10 protein-coding genes are annotated in these 15,530 nt (G+C 60.7%); 6 read left to right on the top strand and 4 right to left on the bottom strand.

The window, feature by feature from the left end:
- Nucleotides 1-10: 10 nt before the first annotated feature.
- Complete coding sequence (locus AC4HNJ_RS03555; RefSeq protein ID WP_490478153.1) at nt 11-1,330, bottom strand: APC family permease; 1,320 nt, start codon at nt 1,328-1,330, stop codon at nt 11-13.
- 280 nt (nt 1,331-1,610) lie between these two features.
- On the opposite strand from AC4HNJ_RS03555, the gene AC4HNJ_RS03550 reads away from it, so the two are divergent.
- On the top strand, nt 1,611-2,231 hold the full coding sequence (locus AC4HNJ_RS03550; RefSeq protein WP_490478152.1) for an outer membrane protein: 621 nt from the start codon (nt 1,611-1,613) through the stop codon (nt 2,229-2,231).
- A gap of 54 nt (nt 2,232-2,285) precedes the next feature.
- Here AC4HNJ_RS03550 and AC4HNJ_RS03545 read toward each other — a convergent pair whose 3' ends face one another.
- Both AC4HNJ_RS03545 and AC4HNJ_RS03540 read right to left on the bottom strand, forming a co-directional pair.
- Nucleotides 2,286-3,161, bottom strand: a complete 876-nt coding sequence (locus AC4HNJ_RS03545) for a PhzF family phenazine biosynthesis protein (RefSeq protein ID WP_490478151.1) — start codon at nt 3,159-3,161, stop codon at nt 2,286-2,288.
- A 166-nt stretch (nt 3,162-3,327) separates the two neighbouring features.
- Nucleotides 3,328-5,259, bottom strand: a complete 1,932-nt coding sequence (locus tag AC4HNJ_RS03540; protein ID WP_490478150.1) for a S53 family peptidase — start codon at nt 5,257-5,259, stop codon at nt 3,328-3,330.
- A 362-nt stretch (nt 5,260-5,621) separates the two neighbouring features.
- Between AC4HNJ_RS03540 and AC4HNJ_RS03535 the strand changes: the two genes are divergently transcribed.
- From AC4HNJ_RS03535 to AC4HNJ_RS03515, 5 genes are all read left to right on the top strand, one after another.
- Nucleotides 5,622-7,136 carry a fumarate hydratase gene (locus AC4HNJ_RS03535; RefSeq protein ID WP_490478149.1) on the top strand — a complete coding sequence of 505 codons (1,515 nt, stop codon included), beginning with the start codon at nt 5,622-5,624 and terminating at the stop codon, nt 7,134-7,136.
- 262 nt (nt 7,137-7,398) lie between these two features.
- Nucleotides 7,399-10,011 carry a bifunctional aspartate kinase/diaminopimelate decarboxylase gene (locus AC4HNJ_RS03530; protein WP_490478148.1) on the top strand — a complete coding sequence of 871 codons (2,613 nt, stop codon included), beginning with the start codon at nt 7,399-7,401 and terminating at the stop codon, nt 10,009-10,011.
- A gap of 192 nt (nt 10,012-10,203) precedes the next feature.
- Nucleotides 10,204-11,553 (top strand): UDP-N-acetyl-alpha-D-muramoyl-L-alanyl-L-glutamate epimerase, encoded by a 1,350-nt coding sequence (gene murL / locus AC4HNJ_RS03525; RefSeq protein ID WP_490478147.1) that lies wholly within the window; start codon nt 10,204-10,206, stop codon nt 11,551-11,553.
- Between the two features lies 1 nt (nt 11,554).
- Entirely contained in the window at nt 11,555-12,913 is a 1,359-nt protein-coding gene (gene murD / locus AC4HNJ_RS03520) for a UDP-N-acetylmuramoyl-L-alanine--D-glutamate ligase (RefSeq protein ID WP_490478146.1), read from the top strand.
- Nucleotides 12,822-13,373 (top strand): HIT domain-containing protein, encoded by a 552-nt coding sequence (locus AC4HNJ_RS03515; RefSeq protein ID WP_490478145.1) that lies wholly within the window; start codon nt 12,822-12,824, stop codon nt 13,371-13,373. Before murD ends, AC4HNJ_RS03515 begins: the two co-directional genes overlap by 92 nt.
- Nucleotides 13,374-13,379: 6 nt before the next feature.
- Here the strand turns inward: AC4HNJ_RS03515 and AC4HNJ_RS03510 are convergent, their stop codons facing one another.
- On the bottom strand, nt 13,380-15,455 hold the full coding sequence (locus tag AC4HNJ_RS03510; RefSeq protein ID WP_490478144.1) for a M13 family metallopeptidase: 2,076 nt from the start codon (nt 15,453-15,455) through the stop codon (nt 13,380-13,382).
- Between the last annotated feature and the right edge of the window lie 75 nt (nt 15,456-15,530).

Raw genomic sequence — 15,530 nt, 5'->3', positions numbered from 1 at the left:
GGGCGTTCACTCACGAACGGGCCGGATTGAACAACCCACGCCAGATCAGGTACACGGGAATGCCGGCCGCCATGATGGCCAGGCCGATGCCAGTATTCACCAGGCTCGTGCGCAAGCTTTGCACTACCACGAGGGCGATGGTGGCGATGAAGATGCAGGGAAGCAGCGGATAACCGGGCACCCGGAACGAAACGTCTCCCGCCCGCTTCCGGCGATACCAGAACAACGTACCAACGCCCACGGCGCAGGCAAGCCAGTCGCCGAAGGTGGCGTAATCGAGCAGTTGTCCGTAACTGCCGGACAGCACCAACACAATCGACCAGCCCACCAGCAGCAGCAATGCGAGATTGGGCGTGTGATGACGCGGATGCAATCGCCCCACGCTGGCGAAGAACAGGCCGTCCTCGCCCATGACCTGCAGCACGCGAGCGCCGGCAACGAGTGTGATGTTGCAGAAGCCGAAGGTGGAGATGGCGATGCCCACGGCAATCAGCTTGGCGCCAGTCGTACCGAAGACCTTGCCCATGACATCCGCCGCGGGGGTGTGGCTGAGCGCCAGTCCGCCATGACCGAGCACCGCCAGGTAGGCGACGTTGACCAACGCGTATGCACCGATCACACCTAGCATGCCCAGCAAGAGCGCGCGGGGCAGCGTGCGCTGCGGTTCGCGCACCTCGCCGGCGAGGTTGTTGAGATAGGTGAAGCCAGAGTAGGCAAACAGCACCGGTAACGAAGCACTCATGAAACCGACATGGCTGCGCGCAGAATCGACAGCCAAAAGCGGGGTTTTCCCCGCTCCGGCGAGAAACAGCCCGCACACGACGAGAGCCGCTACGGCAAGCAGTTTCAGCAGCGTGAACAGATTTTGCATCTGCACGCCGAACTTCAGTCCGAACAGATTGATACCCGCGACGAGCACCAGGGCGCCAACGGCCAGTGGGGTAGCTGTAGCCGCCGGAAGGCCGAACACGGATGCCGCATAGCTGGCAAAGATGGTGGCGACTGCCGCGCTCGATCCGGAGTAGATCACCAGCAGCATGGTCCAGCCAAACAAAAATCCAGCCAGCGGCCCAAAGGCTTCACGCAGGTAGACGTAGGTTCCGCCGGCATGCGGCCGGCGAGCGCCCAGTTCGGCATAGCACAGTGCGCCGATCAAGGTCAGCACGCCCGCACCCACCCACATCAGCAGCAAGGCCAGGCCCGATTCCGTGCGCTGCGCGGCGATACCCGGGTTCAAGAAGATGCCGCCGCCGATGATGCCCCCGACTACGACCAGCGCTGCATCTCTCAGGCGAAGGCTGCGCTGGTAGCCGGTAACCGGTGACGTCATGGAAAAAACCTCGGAAGGAAACGCAGAGCATGGCAATCGCGTTGCCATCCGGCAAGCGGCAAGGTGGCAGAGCAGGAGGCTCAAGTCACTGGCAGCACGGCAGCGCCTGGGCCGGCCGCCGTACGGGCGTACATCGCCCCTCTCTTCGCAGTCTCTCTACAATATCTTGCCCGCCGGGGATCGGCGGGGTACGAGCCTGCCCGCATCGCGGTAGGCGCGGGCGTGGTTCGATCGTTGCGTTTTATCCGTCAACAACCACCCATATTCATCAGGGGCTTCAATGAACAAATGGACTTCGAAGGTGGCCATCGGCGCTGCACTGGCTGTGATGTCGACTGCAGCGATGGCAATGGACGGCAATTTCTTCGTCAATGGAGAAGTCGCCGGTTCGGATGTGAACATCCGCAACTTGCAGCAAAAGGACAACACGAGCACGGCCGGGGCCTTGCGCCTGGGCTATCTGTGGAATGCCGGCGCGGTTTCCTGGGGCGTCGAAGCCGGCTACGTCGATCTCGGCAAAGTGATCGGCAATGACGATTACGCCGTGGTCGATGCCGGCGGGCCGTTCGATCCCGTGCATATCTCGATCAAGACCCAAGGGGAACTGCTCGGTGGTAATTTCAAGCTGCATTACGGCGACTACGGTTGGTTCATGTCCTTACGCGGCGGATGGTTCCATTCGCACACAACCGGACGGGCCAGTGACCAGCTGGGATTTGCCTCCGTTTCCAGCACTAGCAACGGCGACGGGTTCTATGCCGGCCTCGGTCTCGGCTACGACTTCAATCGGCATATCGGCATCAGCTTGAATTACGACGTGTTTCAAAGCCGGGCGAGCGACATCTACGTCGGCCACTTCAACACGGGCATGTACGGCGGCACATTCGAATACCGCTTCTGATGTGTGCATAAAAATACGCTACGGCCACCATGCAGGTGGCCGTGGTTTTAGCGATCAATCGAGTTCAAGGTGGCCGTGAATCAGCGGCACGCATTGGCCGCCGATCGTAATGTTTCCGTGGGTATCGCGACGAACATCGATGTAACCGTCGCGCGCGACTTCACGTCCCTGGCTGGCGCGATAACTGTTGCCATACGAGGTGTCGCCACAATCGGCTAGAAACGCCATGATTGCCGCGTTAGCGCTCCCCGTGACAGGGTCTTCCGGAATGCCGTCGGCAGGGCAGAAGGCGCGTACGGCCATGGCTGCATCGCCCGCGTGTTCCCGGCCGAACACACAGACACCGATGGCACGGTGCTGCATGCACAGTTCGGCTACAGCATGCATATTGGGCTTCAGCATCCGTACGTGCGATGCATCGTGCAGATGGCAAATCCACCAGCGCGGGCCGTTGTTCACCAGCCGTGGGCATGCATCGTCCAGGCCGCAGTGAAGCGCTTCGCCCATGGCAAGACGCAAGGCATCGTCGACATGCTCCACTTGTGCAGAAGGCGCTTGCACATGAATCGTTCTTGCTCCGTCCGAACCTTCAATGTTTACCGGAAGCAAGCCGGCGGCGCATTGCTGTATGAGCCGGGTTTTTCCCGCCGCTGTCAGTCCTGCTTCGATGGCTACGTAAGCACTGCCTACACTGGGATGTCCCGCGAATGGCAGCTCCTGATGCGGCGTGAAGATGCGGACGCGATAATCGGCACCCGACTCAGTGGGCTTCAGCAAAAAAGCCGTCTCGGAAAGATTCGTCCAGCGCGCGAAGGCACGCATCGTTGCCTCGTCGATGCCATCGCTGTCGATCACCACCGCGAGTGGATTGCCTTTCATCGGTTGGCGCGAAAATACATCGAGTTGCACGAAGCGGCGTTGGAGTGGCATGGCGAGGGCGATGGGAAGCGAAGCGATTCCCGATCATAGCAAGCCACCAGGATGTGCGGCGCAAGCGTAACGATGAGCGGTGCGGCACATCCGCGAAAGCATCGGCAGGTATACGTTGAAAGAAGTGTCCTCTTGCCAACCGGCAAGAGGACACTTGAAGCAGAACTCAGAAACCGCTGCGCAGGAACGCATCCAGATTCGCTACATCGAGTGAGCCGATGCCGGCACCCGGGTTGTAGCGTGGCGCACCGTAATAAAACCAGTTGTCACCGGCACGCACATCGTTGAAGGCGGAGAAACGCCCGTAGCCGAAGATGTTCTGGATCGCGTAGACCTGTGGATTCCAAAGGCCGATACGATGCCCGGCACTTTGACGCAATAGCGCAGTGATGCCATTGAGTTGCGGTGCGACGAAGCTGGTACCGCCCTCGCCATCAAGCAGGCCGCCGTCATAGGTTGAAACGAAGATATAGCCGGTTTCCGGATCGGCGTTGAGTGAGATATCCGGCACGTTGCGTCCTGCAAAACGGCCTGGCAATTTCAACAACGTGGTGGGGCCGGCACTGGGGTCGTTGTAGACCAGCGATTGCTTGGTTTCACTGCGTTGAATGCCGGAGGTGAAGTCCTGGTAGAACGGTGTATGCCAGTACACGCTTACGCCGCCGCCGCCGCCCACCGAGAACAGATCCACCACGCCCTGGCCGATGTACGTATCGAAATAGTTCTGCAAGTAATCCCATCCCCACACGCTCTCCTGCTTTACCGACTCGGTCGGGCCTGTGCCGAAGGCGTAGCTGTAAGGTGTCGTGGTGCCGCCTGCAGCGGTGATGAACGGATCGGATGCCGGCGAATCAACCGTCAACGGTGCGGTGTAATCGCCCACGGCGGTGCCTGCGCCCAGGTCGCGGACCGTGTCATAAGCACCGGAATCGCCTGACGCGGCGAACAGCGACTGCCCTTGCACAGCAGCCTCCAGGAAGATCTTGTGGAAAGCGCGAAGATCGCCGACGTCCGTAGTGTCCGTATTGCTGGCGTCGTCCACATTCAAGGCGGCAAAGTTGAAGATTTCCGGTAGTCCCCAGCTAGTCGAAAGGCTGTCGGCCTGGTTGTCCGAAACCGCCTGCGCAAAGGCATCCACATAGCCGTCTTCGGTATTTGGTGCGTCATACACGATGATGTTGGCATACGGCGCAATGCCACCCGATTGTTCCACGTCGATGGAAGTCTCGCCGCTGCCATCATCGATGGCGCCACCGCCGTTGACATGCACTTGCGTAATGCGATTGGGCTTGGTGGTCAGTCCGATATCCGACCAATAGGTCGTCGCATCGCTCGGATAGAAGTTCGACAGCGTGACGATGCCCACGGTCGAACCTTTGCCGACCACGCCACGGTGATAAAGGGGGTTGATGTCATAGAAGTTGGCAACATCCCCTACCGTGTATTCGCCCGGTATGCCCGACGCGGTCGGATTGCCGCTGGAACTGTCGGAGCCCTTGCCGAGTGCAAGCGGATTAAGTTTCGCGTTCTGGCTGCCCAGCGCGGCAAAGGCCGGCGAGGAAAGGTGGTGCGGGCGATAGACGCGTTCATTGCTCAGGCCCGCGGCCACATCGACCACGTCGGCGATCGCTGACGGGATCTGCGGCGTGGAGACCGGCTTATGGAAATGATGTCCGGTCTGGCGCGTGACGTAATTGTGGATCGAAGTCTGGAATAGCTTGTCGAACTGGCTGAGCGTGCCGCTGGTGCGGATCGCCAGATGACTCGGCAGCACTTCGCTGCTCAAGCCCTGTTTTTGCAGATAGGCCTGCACTCGCGCAATCGAACTGTCCGTGGCGCCGTATTGCTGCGCAAACTGCGCGGTGGTCAGGAATTGTTGGAAGTGCGGATTGCCGGGTGTGACGGTCTCCTTGACGTAATTTTCCAGCGCGGCCTCGTTGCGCAGTTTCAGGATCAACGTGACGTGCACGGTTTGATCGGCTGGTGCAACACCCGCGTCGATGGCAGGGGTAGTGGCGGCCAGTGCACCGGTACTTGCGCCGGCGAGCAACAGGCTTAGCGACAGCGGAAGCGACTTGCGAGATAGCTTCGCGAACATGGTGTTCCTCCTTTGAAGGCGCAACGGTTGTACGCATGCATCGACGAAGGCAGCGAGCAGACGCCTTCGCCCCATCCGGACAAACCGTTGGCACAGGGCTGAGATCTCGTCTATTCCGCGACGCGTGTCCGTCTCCCCTGTGGACCAACCCTGCGCCGCTCGAAGGAGCCTATAGCGCTTTCGGGGATAGTTGGAAGTGCCGCTGCGCCATGAGGGTACGAACGATTTTCATGTCGATGGATCGCAGCAAGTGCCTGTGCCTGCGCTTCTTTTCAGGCAACACGCCAATTTGCGGCACAATAGGGCGGTTGTGTCCCGCGAGTGCAAGGCTCCGGGGCCGTTCCCCAGCCAAAGCAGCCGCCATGACCATCATCAAGCAAGACGATCTGATCCAGTCTGTCGCCGACGCACTCCAGTACATCAGCTACTACCACCCCGTCGACTACATCACCAACCTCGCCAAGGCATACGAGCGCGAGGAATCACCCGCCGCCAAAGATGCGATGGCGCAAATCCTGATCAACTCGCGCATGGCTGCCGAAGGGCATCGTCCCTTGTGCCAGGACACCGGCATCGTGACGGTCTTTCTCAAGGTGGGCATGGATGTTCGCTGGGACGCGAGCATGAGTCTGGAAGATATGGTCAACGAAGGCGTTCGACGCGCCTACAACCATCCCGACAACAAACTGCGCGCCAGCGTGCTGGCCGATCCCGCCGGCAAGCGCGCCAACACGCGTGACAACACGCCTGCAGTGATCAATGTTTCCATCGTCCCCGGTGACAAGGTGGACGTGATCGTTGCCGCCAAAGGTGGTGGCTCCGAGGCCAAGTCGAAATTCGTCATGCTCAACCCGTCCGACTCGATCGTCGACTGGGTGCTGAAGACCGTGCCGACCATGGGCGCTGGCTGGTGTCCGCCGGGCATGCTGGGCATCGGCATCGGCGGCACCGCCGAAAAGGCGATGCTGCTGGCCAAGGAAGCGCTCATGGAACCGATCGACATCCAGGACTTGATCGCTCGCGGCCCCGGCAATCGTGCTGAGGAATTGCGTATCGAGCTGTACGAAAAGGTCAACGCGCTCGGCATCGGCGCACAAGGCCTGGGCGGCCTGACCACGGTGCTGGACGTAAAAGTGAAGGACTATCCGACGCATGCCGCCAATCTGCCGGTGGCGATGATTCCCAACTGCGCCGCGACGCGCCACGCCCATTTCACCCTGGATGGTTCCGGTCCGGTGGCGCTCGATCCACCTTCGCTGGAGGATTGGCCGAAGCTCACTTATGACGCCTCCAAAGGTCGTCGCGTGAATCTCGATACGGTGACGCGCGAAGAAGTTGCCAGCTGGAAACCCGGCGAAGTGCTGCTGCTCAACGGCAAGCTGCTGACAGGGCGCGACGCCGCGCACAAGCGCATGGTCGATATGCTCAACAAGGGCGAGCCGTTGCCGGTCGATTTCCATGGCCGCTTCATCTACTACGTGGGCCCGGTGGATCCGGTACGCGACGAAGTAGTCGGCCCAGCCGGTCCCACCACTGCCACCCGCATGGACAAATTCACCGAACAGGTACTCGCCCAGACCGGCATGCTGGGCATGGTCGGCAAGGCCGAGCGCGGTCCTGCGGCGATTGAGGCCATCAAGAAGCATCGTTCGGTCTATCTGATGGCCGTGGGCGGCGCAGCCTACCTCGTTTCCAAAGCGATCAAGGCCTCGCGCGTGGTGGGCTTCCCCGATCTTGGCATGGAGGCGATCTACGAATTCGAGGTCCAGGACATGCCGGTGACTGTGGCCGTGGATTCAGCCGGCTCCTCGGTCCACAAGACCGGACCGCGCGAATGGCAAGCCAGGATCGGCAAGATCCCTGTTTTAGTCGAATGACGCCGTGCGCCGCTCTGGCTTCCTTTCCCTTCCATGGAAAGGAGGCCTGCGGCATGTCTAAACATTCGTAGCGCCGCGCCTCCATTTATCTCCGCGGCATGCGTGGCCTTTCATCCGACCCGCTCCCTGCTGGGGAGAGGGAGCAGGGCCACGGAGGCATTTAGCCGTCCAAACCGATATGCCCAACGATTGGTTGCATTCCGGCTGATGCGGCGCAACACTGGCGGGATTGACTTTTCCCGCAACCCTAGACAAAGAAACCGTGACCTCGAATGCCTCCGCGCCGCTTTCCATCGGCGCCCCCTGGATCGTGATGAAGTTTGGCGGCACCAGTGTCGCCACCCTGCCACGCTGGCAGAACATTCGCGAACTCGTTGCCAGCCGTCGCGCCGAAGGCGCTCGCGTGCTGGTGGTCGTGTCCGCACTGACCGGCATCACCGACGCACTCAAACACTTGTGCGCCCAGGAAGACAAAGGCAAACGCATTGAGGATGCGAAAGCGATTGCGCAGCGGCATTACGATTTGCTCGATCACATGCAGCTGACTGTTCCGGATACCCTGGCTACGCGGTTGCACGATCTGGCGCAGCTCGCGGCAGAAGGGCCGCTGGCCATGGGCGAACTGGCATGGTCCGCGCTGGTGCAGGCACATGGCGAACTCATGTCCAGCGCGCTCGGCGCGGCGTTTCTTACGCATAGCGGTTTGTCGACGCAATGGGTGGATGCGCGCGATTGTCTCGCAGCCGTAGCGTTGCCCAACCAAAACGAGCGCACGAAACTGCTTTCCGCGATGGTCGAGGCGCGCCCCGATCCGGGCTTGAACACACGTCTTGCACAACTTGGCGAGGCGTTCATCACGCAAGGCTTCATTGCGCGCGAGTCGCAAGGCCGCACGGTGTTGCTCGGTCGTGGTGGTTCCGATACCTCAGCATCGTACTTCGGCGCTTTGCTGAAAGCGCAGCGCGTGGAAATCTGGACCGACGTGGCCGGCATGTTCACTGCCAATCCACGTCAGGTGCCCGGCGCGCGATTGTTGCAAAAGCTGGATTACGAAGAGGCCCAGGAAATCGCCTCCACCGGTGCCAAAGTGTTGCATCCCCGTTGCTTGTCGCCGCTGCGTGAGCCGCGCGTGCCGATGCTGATCAAGGACACCAACCGTCCGGATCTGGACGGCACCGTGATCGGTCCGGAAGTGCGCGAGCATGCACCCAGCGTCAAGGCGATCAGTGCGCGCAAGGGCATTACGCTGGTATCGATGGAATCGGTCGGCATGTGGCAACAGGTCGGCTTTCTCGCCGATGTGTTCACCCAGTTCAAGCAGCATGGCTTGTCGGTGGATCTGATCGGTTCAGCGGAAACCAACGTGACCGTGTCGCTCGATCCCACCGAGAACCTGCTCGACTCCGATGCTATCGCCGCGCTCGCCAGTGACCTGGCCAAAGTGTGTCGCGTCAAGGTCATTGCGCCGTGTGCGGCCATCACCCTGGTGGGGCGTGGCATGCGTTCCATGCTGCACACCTTGTCCAGCGTGCTGGCGGAATTCGGCCAGTTGCGCGTGCACTTGATTTCGCAGTCGTCCAACAACCTCAACCTCACTTTTGTGGTGGATGAGAGCGTGGTCGATGAACTGGTGCCGCGCTTGCATGAGATGCTTGTCGCCGCCGGTGCGCTGCGTACCGACGACAGTGCGCTGTTCGGCCCAAGCTGGCAGAGCCTTTACGGCAGCGGCGACACTGTTGCCGCCAGCGATGCATGGTGGCGCACCGACTGCCGCGAGCGCCTGCTTGCGCTGGGCGCCGAGGCTACGCCGCGCTATGTCTACCATCTGCCAACCGTGCGCAAACAGGCGCGTGAACTGAAAACGCTGGCAGCGGTGGATCGCCTGCATTACGCGGTCAAAGCCAATACGCATCCGGCCATTTTGCGTGCGCTTGCCGAAGAGGGGTTTGGTTTCGAATGCGTGTCGCCCGGCGAGTTGAAGGCGGTGATGGCGGCGGTGCCTGAATCAGCGCCTTTGTTGTTCACGCCTAACTTCGCGCCACGCGCCGATTATGAGTGGGCCTTGACCACGCGCGCCACGGTGTCACTCGATTCGCTCTATCCACTGGAGTATTGGGGTGAAGTATTCCGCGGGCGTGAAATCGTGTTGCGCGTGGATCTTGGCCGTGGTCTGGGTCATCACGAAAAGGTGCGCACCGGCGGCAGCGGAAGCAAGTTCGGCTTGCCGGTGGACCAGATCGATGCCTTCCTGCGCCTTGCTGACACACATGGTGTGATAGTGCGCGGCCTGCATGCGCATCTGGGTTCGGGCATTCTGGATGACAAACATTGGGGCGAGGTCTATAGCCAGCTCGCAAGCCTTGCCGAGCGCATTGGCAGTGTTGCTTTTCTCGATATCGGCGGTGGGCTTGGCGTGCCTTCGCATCCCGGCGAGGCGCGGCTCGACATCGCAGCGCTGGAAGAAGTACTGCGCAAGGTCAAGTCGGCTTACCCGCACTACAAACTGTGGATGGAGCCCGGCCGCTATCTGGTGGCGGATGCCGGTGTGCTGATCACGCGCGTGACGCAGCAGAAAGGCAAGGGCTCATGGCGTTATCTCGGCGTGGATACCGGCATGAACAGCCTGATCCGTCCTGCGCTTTACGATGCGTGGCACGAAATCGTGAACCTTACGCGACTGGATAAGACCGCGACAGCGCTTTACCAGGTAGTCGGTCCCATCTGCGAAAGCGGTGATGTGATCGGCTCCGATCGCCGCCTGCCGGAGGCGCAGGAAGGTGACGTCATGCTGATCGCCCAGGCCGGCGCTTACGGCAAGGTCATGTCCTCGCCTTACAATCTGCGGGACGAGGCGGAAGAAATCATTCTTGATTGACTTCACGTCTCTATCTTGGCGTGAAAGAGGCCATGTTTCTCGACACGTCGCCCCCTCTCAAAGGGAGAGGGGGGTAGAGACTGAGGCGGATTCTCGATGTCGCCGACCTGGCACGCTCTCCCCCTAGGGAGAGGATTAGAGTGAGGGGGCTGCCTCGCGAAGCAGTTAGAAGACCTATCCGGAGTTTTTTGAGTGACTCAACCGATCCAACCGCGCCTGACCCAGGTATTCCGCTTCGTGCGCCGCAGCTATGCCGATGGCGTGGCCGAGCTGGTCTATGCTTTCGACCAGGGCGAGGAGTTGATCGAGCGCGTGCGGTTCCCGGCTGCACCGCCGATTGCACCGTCACGCCGCAAGGCTTTCGATGCAGCGCTGGCGCTACTGCACTACATCGCGGGTATCAGCTATTACAAGGCAGGTGTTCCGCCGAAGATCGAAGTGGCCGATGGACCGCTTGACGACGCTACCGCCAACTTGCTTGATGCCTTGTATTTGCACGGGCTGGCGGAATTCGCTTATCGCAATGGATTGGATTTGCGCGGGCGGATCGCGTTCCCACGTTCTGGCGAGCCGCCCGGGAAAATCGAAGCCGCGACCTTGCATTTACCCAAGCGCACCCTTGTTCCCATTGGCGGTGGCAAGGATTCGCTGGTCGCCGTCGAAGCCATCAAACAGATCGGTGGTGAGGCCACGGCCGTATGGGTCGGTAATTCACCCTTGATCGCGGCATGTGCCGAACGCACCGGCCTTCCCACGCTGAACATCCAGCGCGAACTTGCGCCCGGCCTGTTCGAGTTGAATCGCCTGGGCGCGTGGAACGGACATATTCCGGTGACGGCAGTAAATTCGGCAATTCTTGCTGTCGCAGCCATTCTGTATGGCCATGACAGCATTGCCTTCGCCAACGAGCGTTCCGCTTCCGCGGCAACGCTGGAATACGAAGGCCAGCAAGTGAATCATCAATGGAGCAAAGGCTACGCATTTGAGCAATTGCTCAGTGACTGGCTGCATACGCATGTTGCCGCCGATCTTGATTACTGTTCGTTGCTGCGCCCTTTTTCAGAACTGGCGATTACGCGTTCCTTTGCCAGGCTCACGCCGTATTTCGACGTGTTTTCCAGCTGCAACCGCAACTTCAAGATCCTGGGGCCTAAGCCGGTGGATCGTTGGTGCGGCCAATGCCCGAAATGTCATTTCGTATTTCTGGCATTGGCGCCGTTCCTGCCCAAACCACGCTTGCTTGCCATCTTCGGACGCAACCTGCTGGATGACGAAACGCAGGCTGCCGGCTTCGATGCCTTGCTTGAGTATCACGATCACAAGCCGTTCGAATGCGTAGGCGAAGGAGCCGAGGCGCGTGCGGCCATGTATGTGCTGAGCCAGCGGCCCGAGTGGCAAGAGGATGCGCTGGTGGCGCGTTTTCGCACGGAAATCCTCCCGCAGCTTGACGTGTTGCTGCTTGCCTTGGCGCCTTGGCTGCAGCCCTCCAGCGAGCATCGCGTGCCGGCTCGCCTGCAAGCGGCCCTCGCGGCGATCAGCTGACATGCGTATCGCGGAACTTGCCGGGCAACGTGTCGCAGTGTGGGGATTCGGCCGTGAAGGCCGCGCTGCGATTCGCGCCATTCGTCGTCGTTTACCTGAGTTGCCTCTCGCGCTTTACTGCAACGAAGCAGAAGCCGCAGATGCGCAGGCACTCGATCCATCGCTCCGTGTGTACGCGCATGAACCGGATGCGGTAGCACTGAGCGCCTACGACGTGGTGGTGAAGTCGCCGGGTATCTCGGTCTACAAGCCGGCGGTGACAACAGCACATGCGCAAGGCACGGGCTTCACGTCCGGCACGGCGCTGTGGTTTGCGGAAAATCCTGCAGCGCGTGTGGTGGCGGTTACCGGCACCAAGGGCAAGAGCACGACCACAGCCTTGATCGCGCACCTCGCCAGGGCGCTAGGTATTCGTACTGCGCTGGCCGGCAATATCGGCTTGCCGCTGCTTGAATTGCTCGACCAGCAAGCCGAGGTGTGGGCGGTCGAGTTATCCAGCTTCCAGACCAGCGAAGCCGGTCCGGCAGAGTTGGGCATCATCACCAGCTTGTATGAAGAGCATCTGGACTGGCACGGTTCTCCCGAGCGCTATGTGTCGGACAAGTTGAAGCTCGCCGATGTGTCGCGGCAGTTGCTGGTAAACGCGCTGCAGCCTTCCTTGCTCGCGAAGACGGCCGAACATGCGCAACGCGTTCTATTCGGACAAAAGGATGGCTGGCATGTGGCGGATGGTTTTATCCGGCATGGCGAATCAGCTGTGTTTGCGCTGGATAAGTTGCCGGTTCCAGGTTTGCACAACGCGTTGAACGCCTGTGCCGCATTGGCCGCGTTGGACATCTTGGGTTTCGATGCGCTTGCTGCCGCGGCAAGCCTGGGTGAATTTCAGCCGTTGCCGCATCGTCTGCAGCCGCTGGGTCAGCGGCATGGCCTGCAGTGGATCAACGATTCGATCAGCACTACACCGCAGGCCACCTTGGCCGCGCTCGAGAGCCTGCATGGCTGCGAAGTCACGGTGATCGTCGGTGGTCACGACCGTGGCCTGGACTGGTCGCCGTTCGTCGAGGCCGTGGCCGCAAGCAAATCGTTGCGCATCATTACCCAGGGAGCTAATGGACCGCGTATCGCCGCAGCGCTGCGCGCAGCGAAAAGCGAGGTACCGCTAGGCGACGTCGATCAACTTGCTGATGCCGTCGAGATGGCATGCACCGTGACGCCAGAAGGTGGCATCGTCCTGCTATCGCCGGGCGCGCCCAGCTTCGACCAGTTTCATGACTACGCCGAGCGCGGCAAGCGCTTCGCGGAAATGGCCGGCTTTGAAAGCAACGCGCTCGTCGGTATCGGTGGCCTCGGGGTCTCATGAGCGAGACCTGCATTTTCTGTGCGATTGCGGCAGGAAAGTCGCCCGCCAGTATCGTTGCAGAAGATGCCTCGACCATGAACTTCGTGGATGTACGGCAGTTTCATCATGGTCATGTGGTAGGGCCTTTTACACTACTGGCGTAGCTCGCGCTGGGAGCGAGTTGCGCGCCAGACAAGGAAGAGCGAAGGCGTGTACGTCGGTCCACGATATTCGGGACATGGATGAAAGGACACTGCACGGCGTGATGTCCGCCGAGCCGCGTGTATCGCGTGCTATGCAGCAGGCCTTTCCAAACGATGGCTTGAGTATCTGGCATTCGGCCGGGGCCGGCGCCAATCAGGAAGTGCCGCACGCACATGTTCATGTTCACCCGGGAGCGCTGGGTGATGGCATGTTGGCGGTTTCGATTGAATCGAGCGAGCGGAACGAACTGGGGCCGCATGAAGCGGCCCCAGCGTAAGCAGCATTACCAGATCTTCACGCGCTGATCCGGCGCCAGGTAGAGCTTTTCGCCGGGTTTTACCTTGAAGGCGTCATACCAGCCATCGATGTTGCGCACAGTCTCGGCACGAAATTCGGCCGGTGCGTGCACGTCTGTGGCAAGGCGTTGGCGCAAGGCCGCGTCGCGGATCTTGGAGCGCCAGGCTTGACCGAACGCCAGGAAGAACCGCTGGTCGCCGGTGAGGCCGTCGATCACCGGCGCGGGCTTGCCGTGCAGCGATGTGTGATAAGCCGCATAAGCCACCGTCAGGCCCGATACGTCGGCAATATTTTCGCCCAGGGTCTGTTGACCGTTGACGTGCAGCCCGGGCAGCGGTTCGTATTGATTGAATTGCTGGACCAGTTTCTGCGTTGCTGCCTCGAAGTGGGCGGCATCTTGTGGTGTCCACCAGTTTTCCATCTTGCCCTGCGCATCGAAATCGGCGCCGGTATTGTCGAAGCTATGACTGATTTCATGGCCGATGATGGCGCCGATCGCACCATAGTTGGCAGCCGCATCCGCATGCGGATCGAAGAACGGCGGCTGCAGGATGGCGGCTGGGAAGTTCAGTGCATTCTGCAGCGGCAGGTTCACGGCGTTGACGGTCTGCGGTGTCATCCACCATTCGCCGCGGTCCACCGGTTGGCTGAGCTTGGCGAGCTGGTGCTGGTATTCCAGCATCTGCGCGCGTTCGTGATTGCCAAGCGGATCGTTGGCGCGAATGTCCAGCGTGCTGTAGTTGCGCCAGGTTTCCGGATAGCCCACGCTCACCCGCAGCGTGGTGATTTTCTCCTTGGCCTTGGCGCGGGTGGCAGGTGTCATCCATGCCAGCGTGTCGACACGCGCGCTGAAGGCGGCGAGGATGTTTTTCACCATGTCTTGGACCATGGCTTTGGATGAAGCAGGGAAATAGCGCTTCACATAAAGCTGGCCGACCGCATCGCCAAGATCCGTGTTGGTCGCGCTGACGGCGCGCTTCCAGCGTTCTTGCTGTTTGGGCGTGCCCTGCAGCGTGGTGCCATAGAAATCGAAACTCAGGTCGGCATAGGCCTTGGGCAGCAGTGGCGCGGCTTGATCCAGCGCGTGATAGCGCAGCAGTGCTTTCCAGGTGTCGAGGGGTTCGCTGCTGACCAGCGCGGCGATACCGGTGATGGCGGAAGGTTGCCATACATCGACGTGCGGCTGTCCGCTCAGACCTGCCGCTTTGAAGTAGGCATTCCAGTTCAGGCCGGGAGCCTTCCTGGCGAAATCGGCCATGCTCCAGACATTGTTCGCCTTATGCACGTCCTGGCTTTCGACCAGGCTTTCCTGCGCTTTGGCGATCTTGGTTTCCAGCGTGATGATGGCTTTGGCCTGTGCTTCGGCGTCGGGTGTGCCGGCCAGCTTCAACAGCGACGTGACATACGCCTGATACTTGGCGCGGAAGGCCGCCATGTGCGGATCCGTTGACAGGTAGTACTCGCGGCTTGGCATGGCGAGGCCGCCTTGCAGCAGATAGGCCATGTAGTGCGCGGGGTCTTCCAGTCCTTGCGCGACGAACAGACCGAAGAGATGTTCGGTATGGAAGTTCGTAGCATTGATCGGGTCGACGTCGGCGCGCAGGTTGCTGCCGAGCACGCTGGCCAGGTCGTCGCGCGTCTTGATGGCCGCGATGCGGTCGAGCTGTGGCTTGAGTGGTGCGAGGCCGTGTTGCGCGATGCCGGCCTCATTCATGTAGGCGGCGTAGTAATCGGCGATCTTGCGTTCGTTGGAACCGGGCGCGGCGTGTCCTTGGGCGATCTGGCGGATCAGGTCAGCCGTGCGCTTCTCGGCCAGTTCGTAAACGTGCAGGAAGGTACCGGTGCTGGAGCGATCTGCGGGAATCTGTGCCGTTTTCAGCCAGGTGCCATTGGCATAACGGAAGAAATCGTCGCCCGGACGGACAGCATGATCGACGCCCTTGAGATCGATGCCGATGTCCGGCTGGGCCGTCGTGGCGGCATGGCCGGCGTTTGGCATAACCGTCAACGCCGTGCCGCCAGCGAGCACCGCCGTCGTCAAAATCCATCGAAATCGCTGCATGGCAATCACCTGCGGGTAGAAATGAGTTCCCCACCATAGCCCCCTGCAGCGCACTTGTGAGTATGACTTTTGGAC

The sequence above is a fragment of the Dyella sp. SYSU CM1112 genome (assembly GCF_058216415.1).
The sequence above is the reverse complement of the archived record's forward strand: the minus strand, read 5'-3'. Positions and strand labels throughout refer to the sequence as shown.

Bases quoted from the DNA above. Each gene is read 5' to 3' on its own strand.
- AC4HNJ_RS03550 (WP_490478152.1), top strand. From the start codon at position 1,611: ATGAACAAATGGACTTCGAAGGTGGCCATCGGCGCTGCACTGGCTGTG.
- AC4HNJ_RS03510 (WP_490478144.1), bottom strand. From the start codon at position 15,455: ATGCAGCGATTTCGATGGATTTTGACGACGGCGGTGCTCGCTGGCGGC.
- AC4HNJ_RS03555 (WP_490478153.1), bottom strand. From the start codon at position 1,330: ATGACGTCACCGGTTACCGGCTACCAGCGCAGCCTTCGCCTGAGAGAT.
- murD (WP_490478146.1), top strand. From the start codon at position 11,555: ATGCGTATCGCGGAACTTGCCGGGCAACGTGTCGCAGTGTGGGGATTC.
- AC4HNJ_RS03540 (WP_490478150.1), bottom strand. From the start codon at position 5,259: ATGTTCGCGAAGCTATCTCGCAAGTCGCTTCCGCTGTCGCTAAGCCTG.
- AC4HNJ_RS03545 (WP_490478151.1), bottom strand. From the start codon at position 3,161: ATGCCACTCCAACGCCGCTTCGTGCAACTCGATGTATTTTCGCGCCAA.
- AC4HNJ_RS03535 (WP_490478149.1), top strand. From the start codon at position 5,622: ATGACCATCATCAAGCAAGACGATCTGATCCAGTCTGTCGCCGACGCA.
- AC4HNJ_RS03515 (WP_490478145.1), top strand. From the start codon at position 12,822: ATGACTACGCCGAGCGCGGCAAGCGCTTCGCGGAAATGGCCGGCTTTG.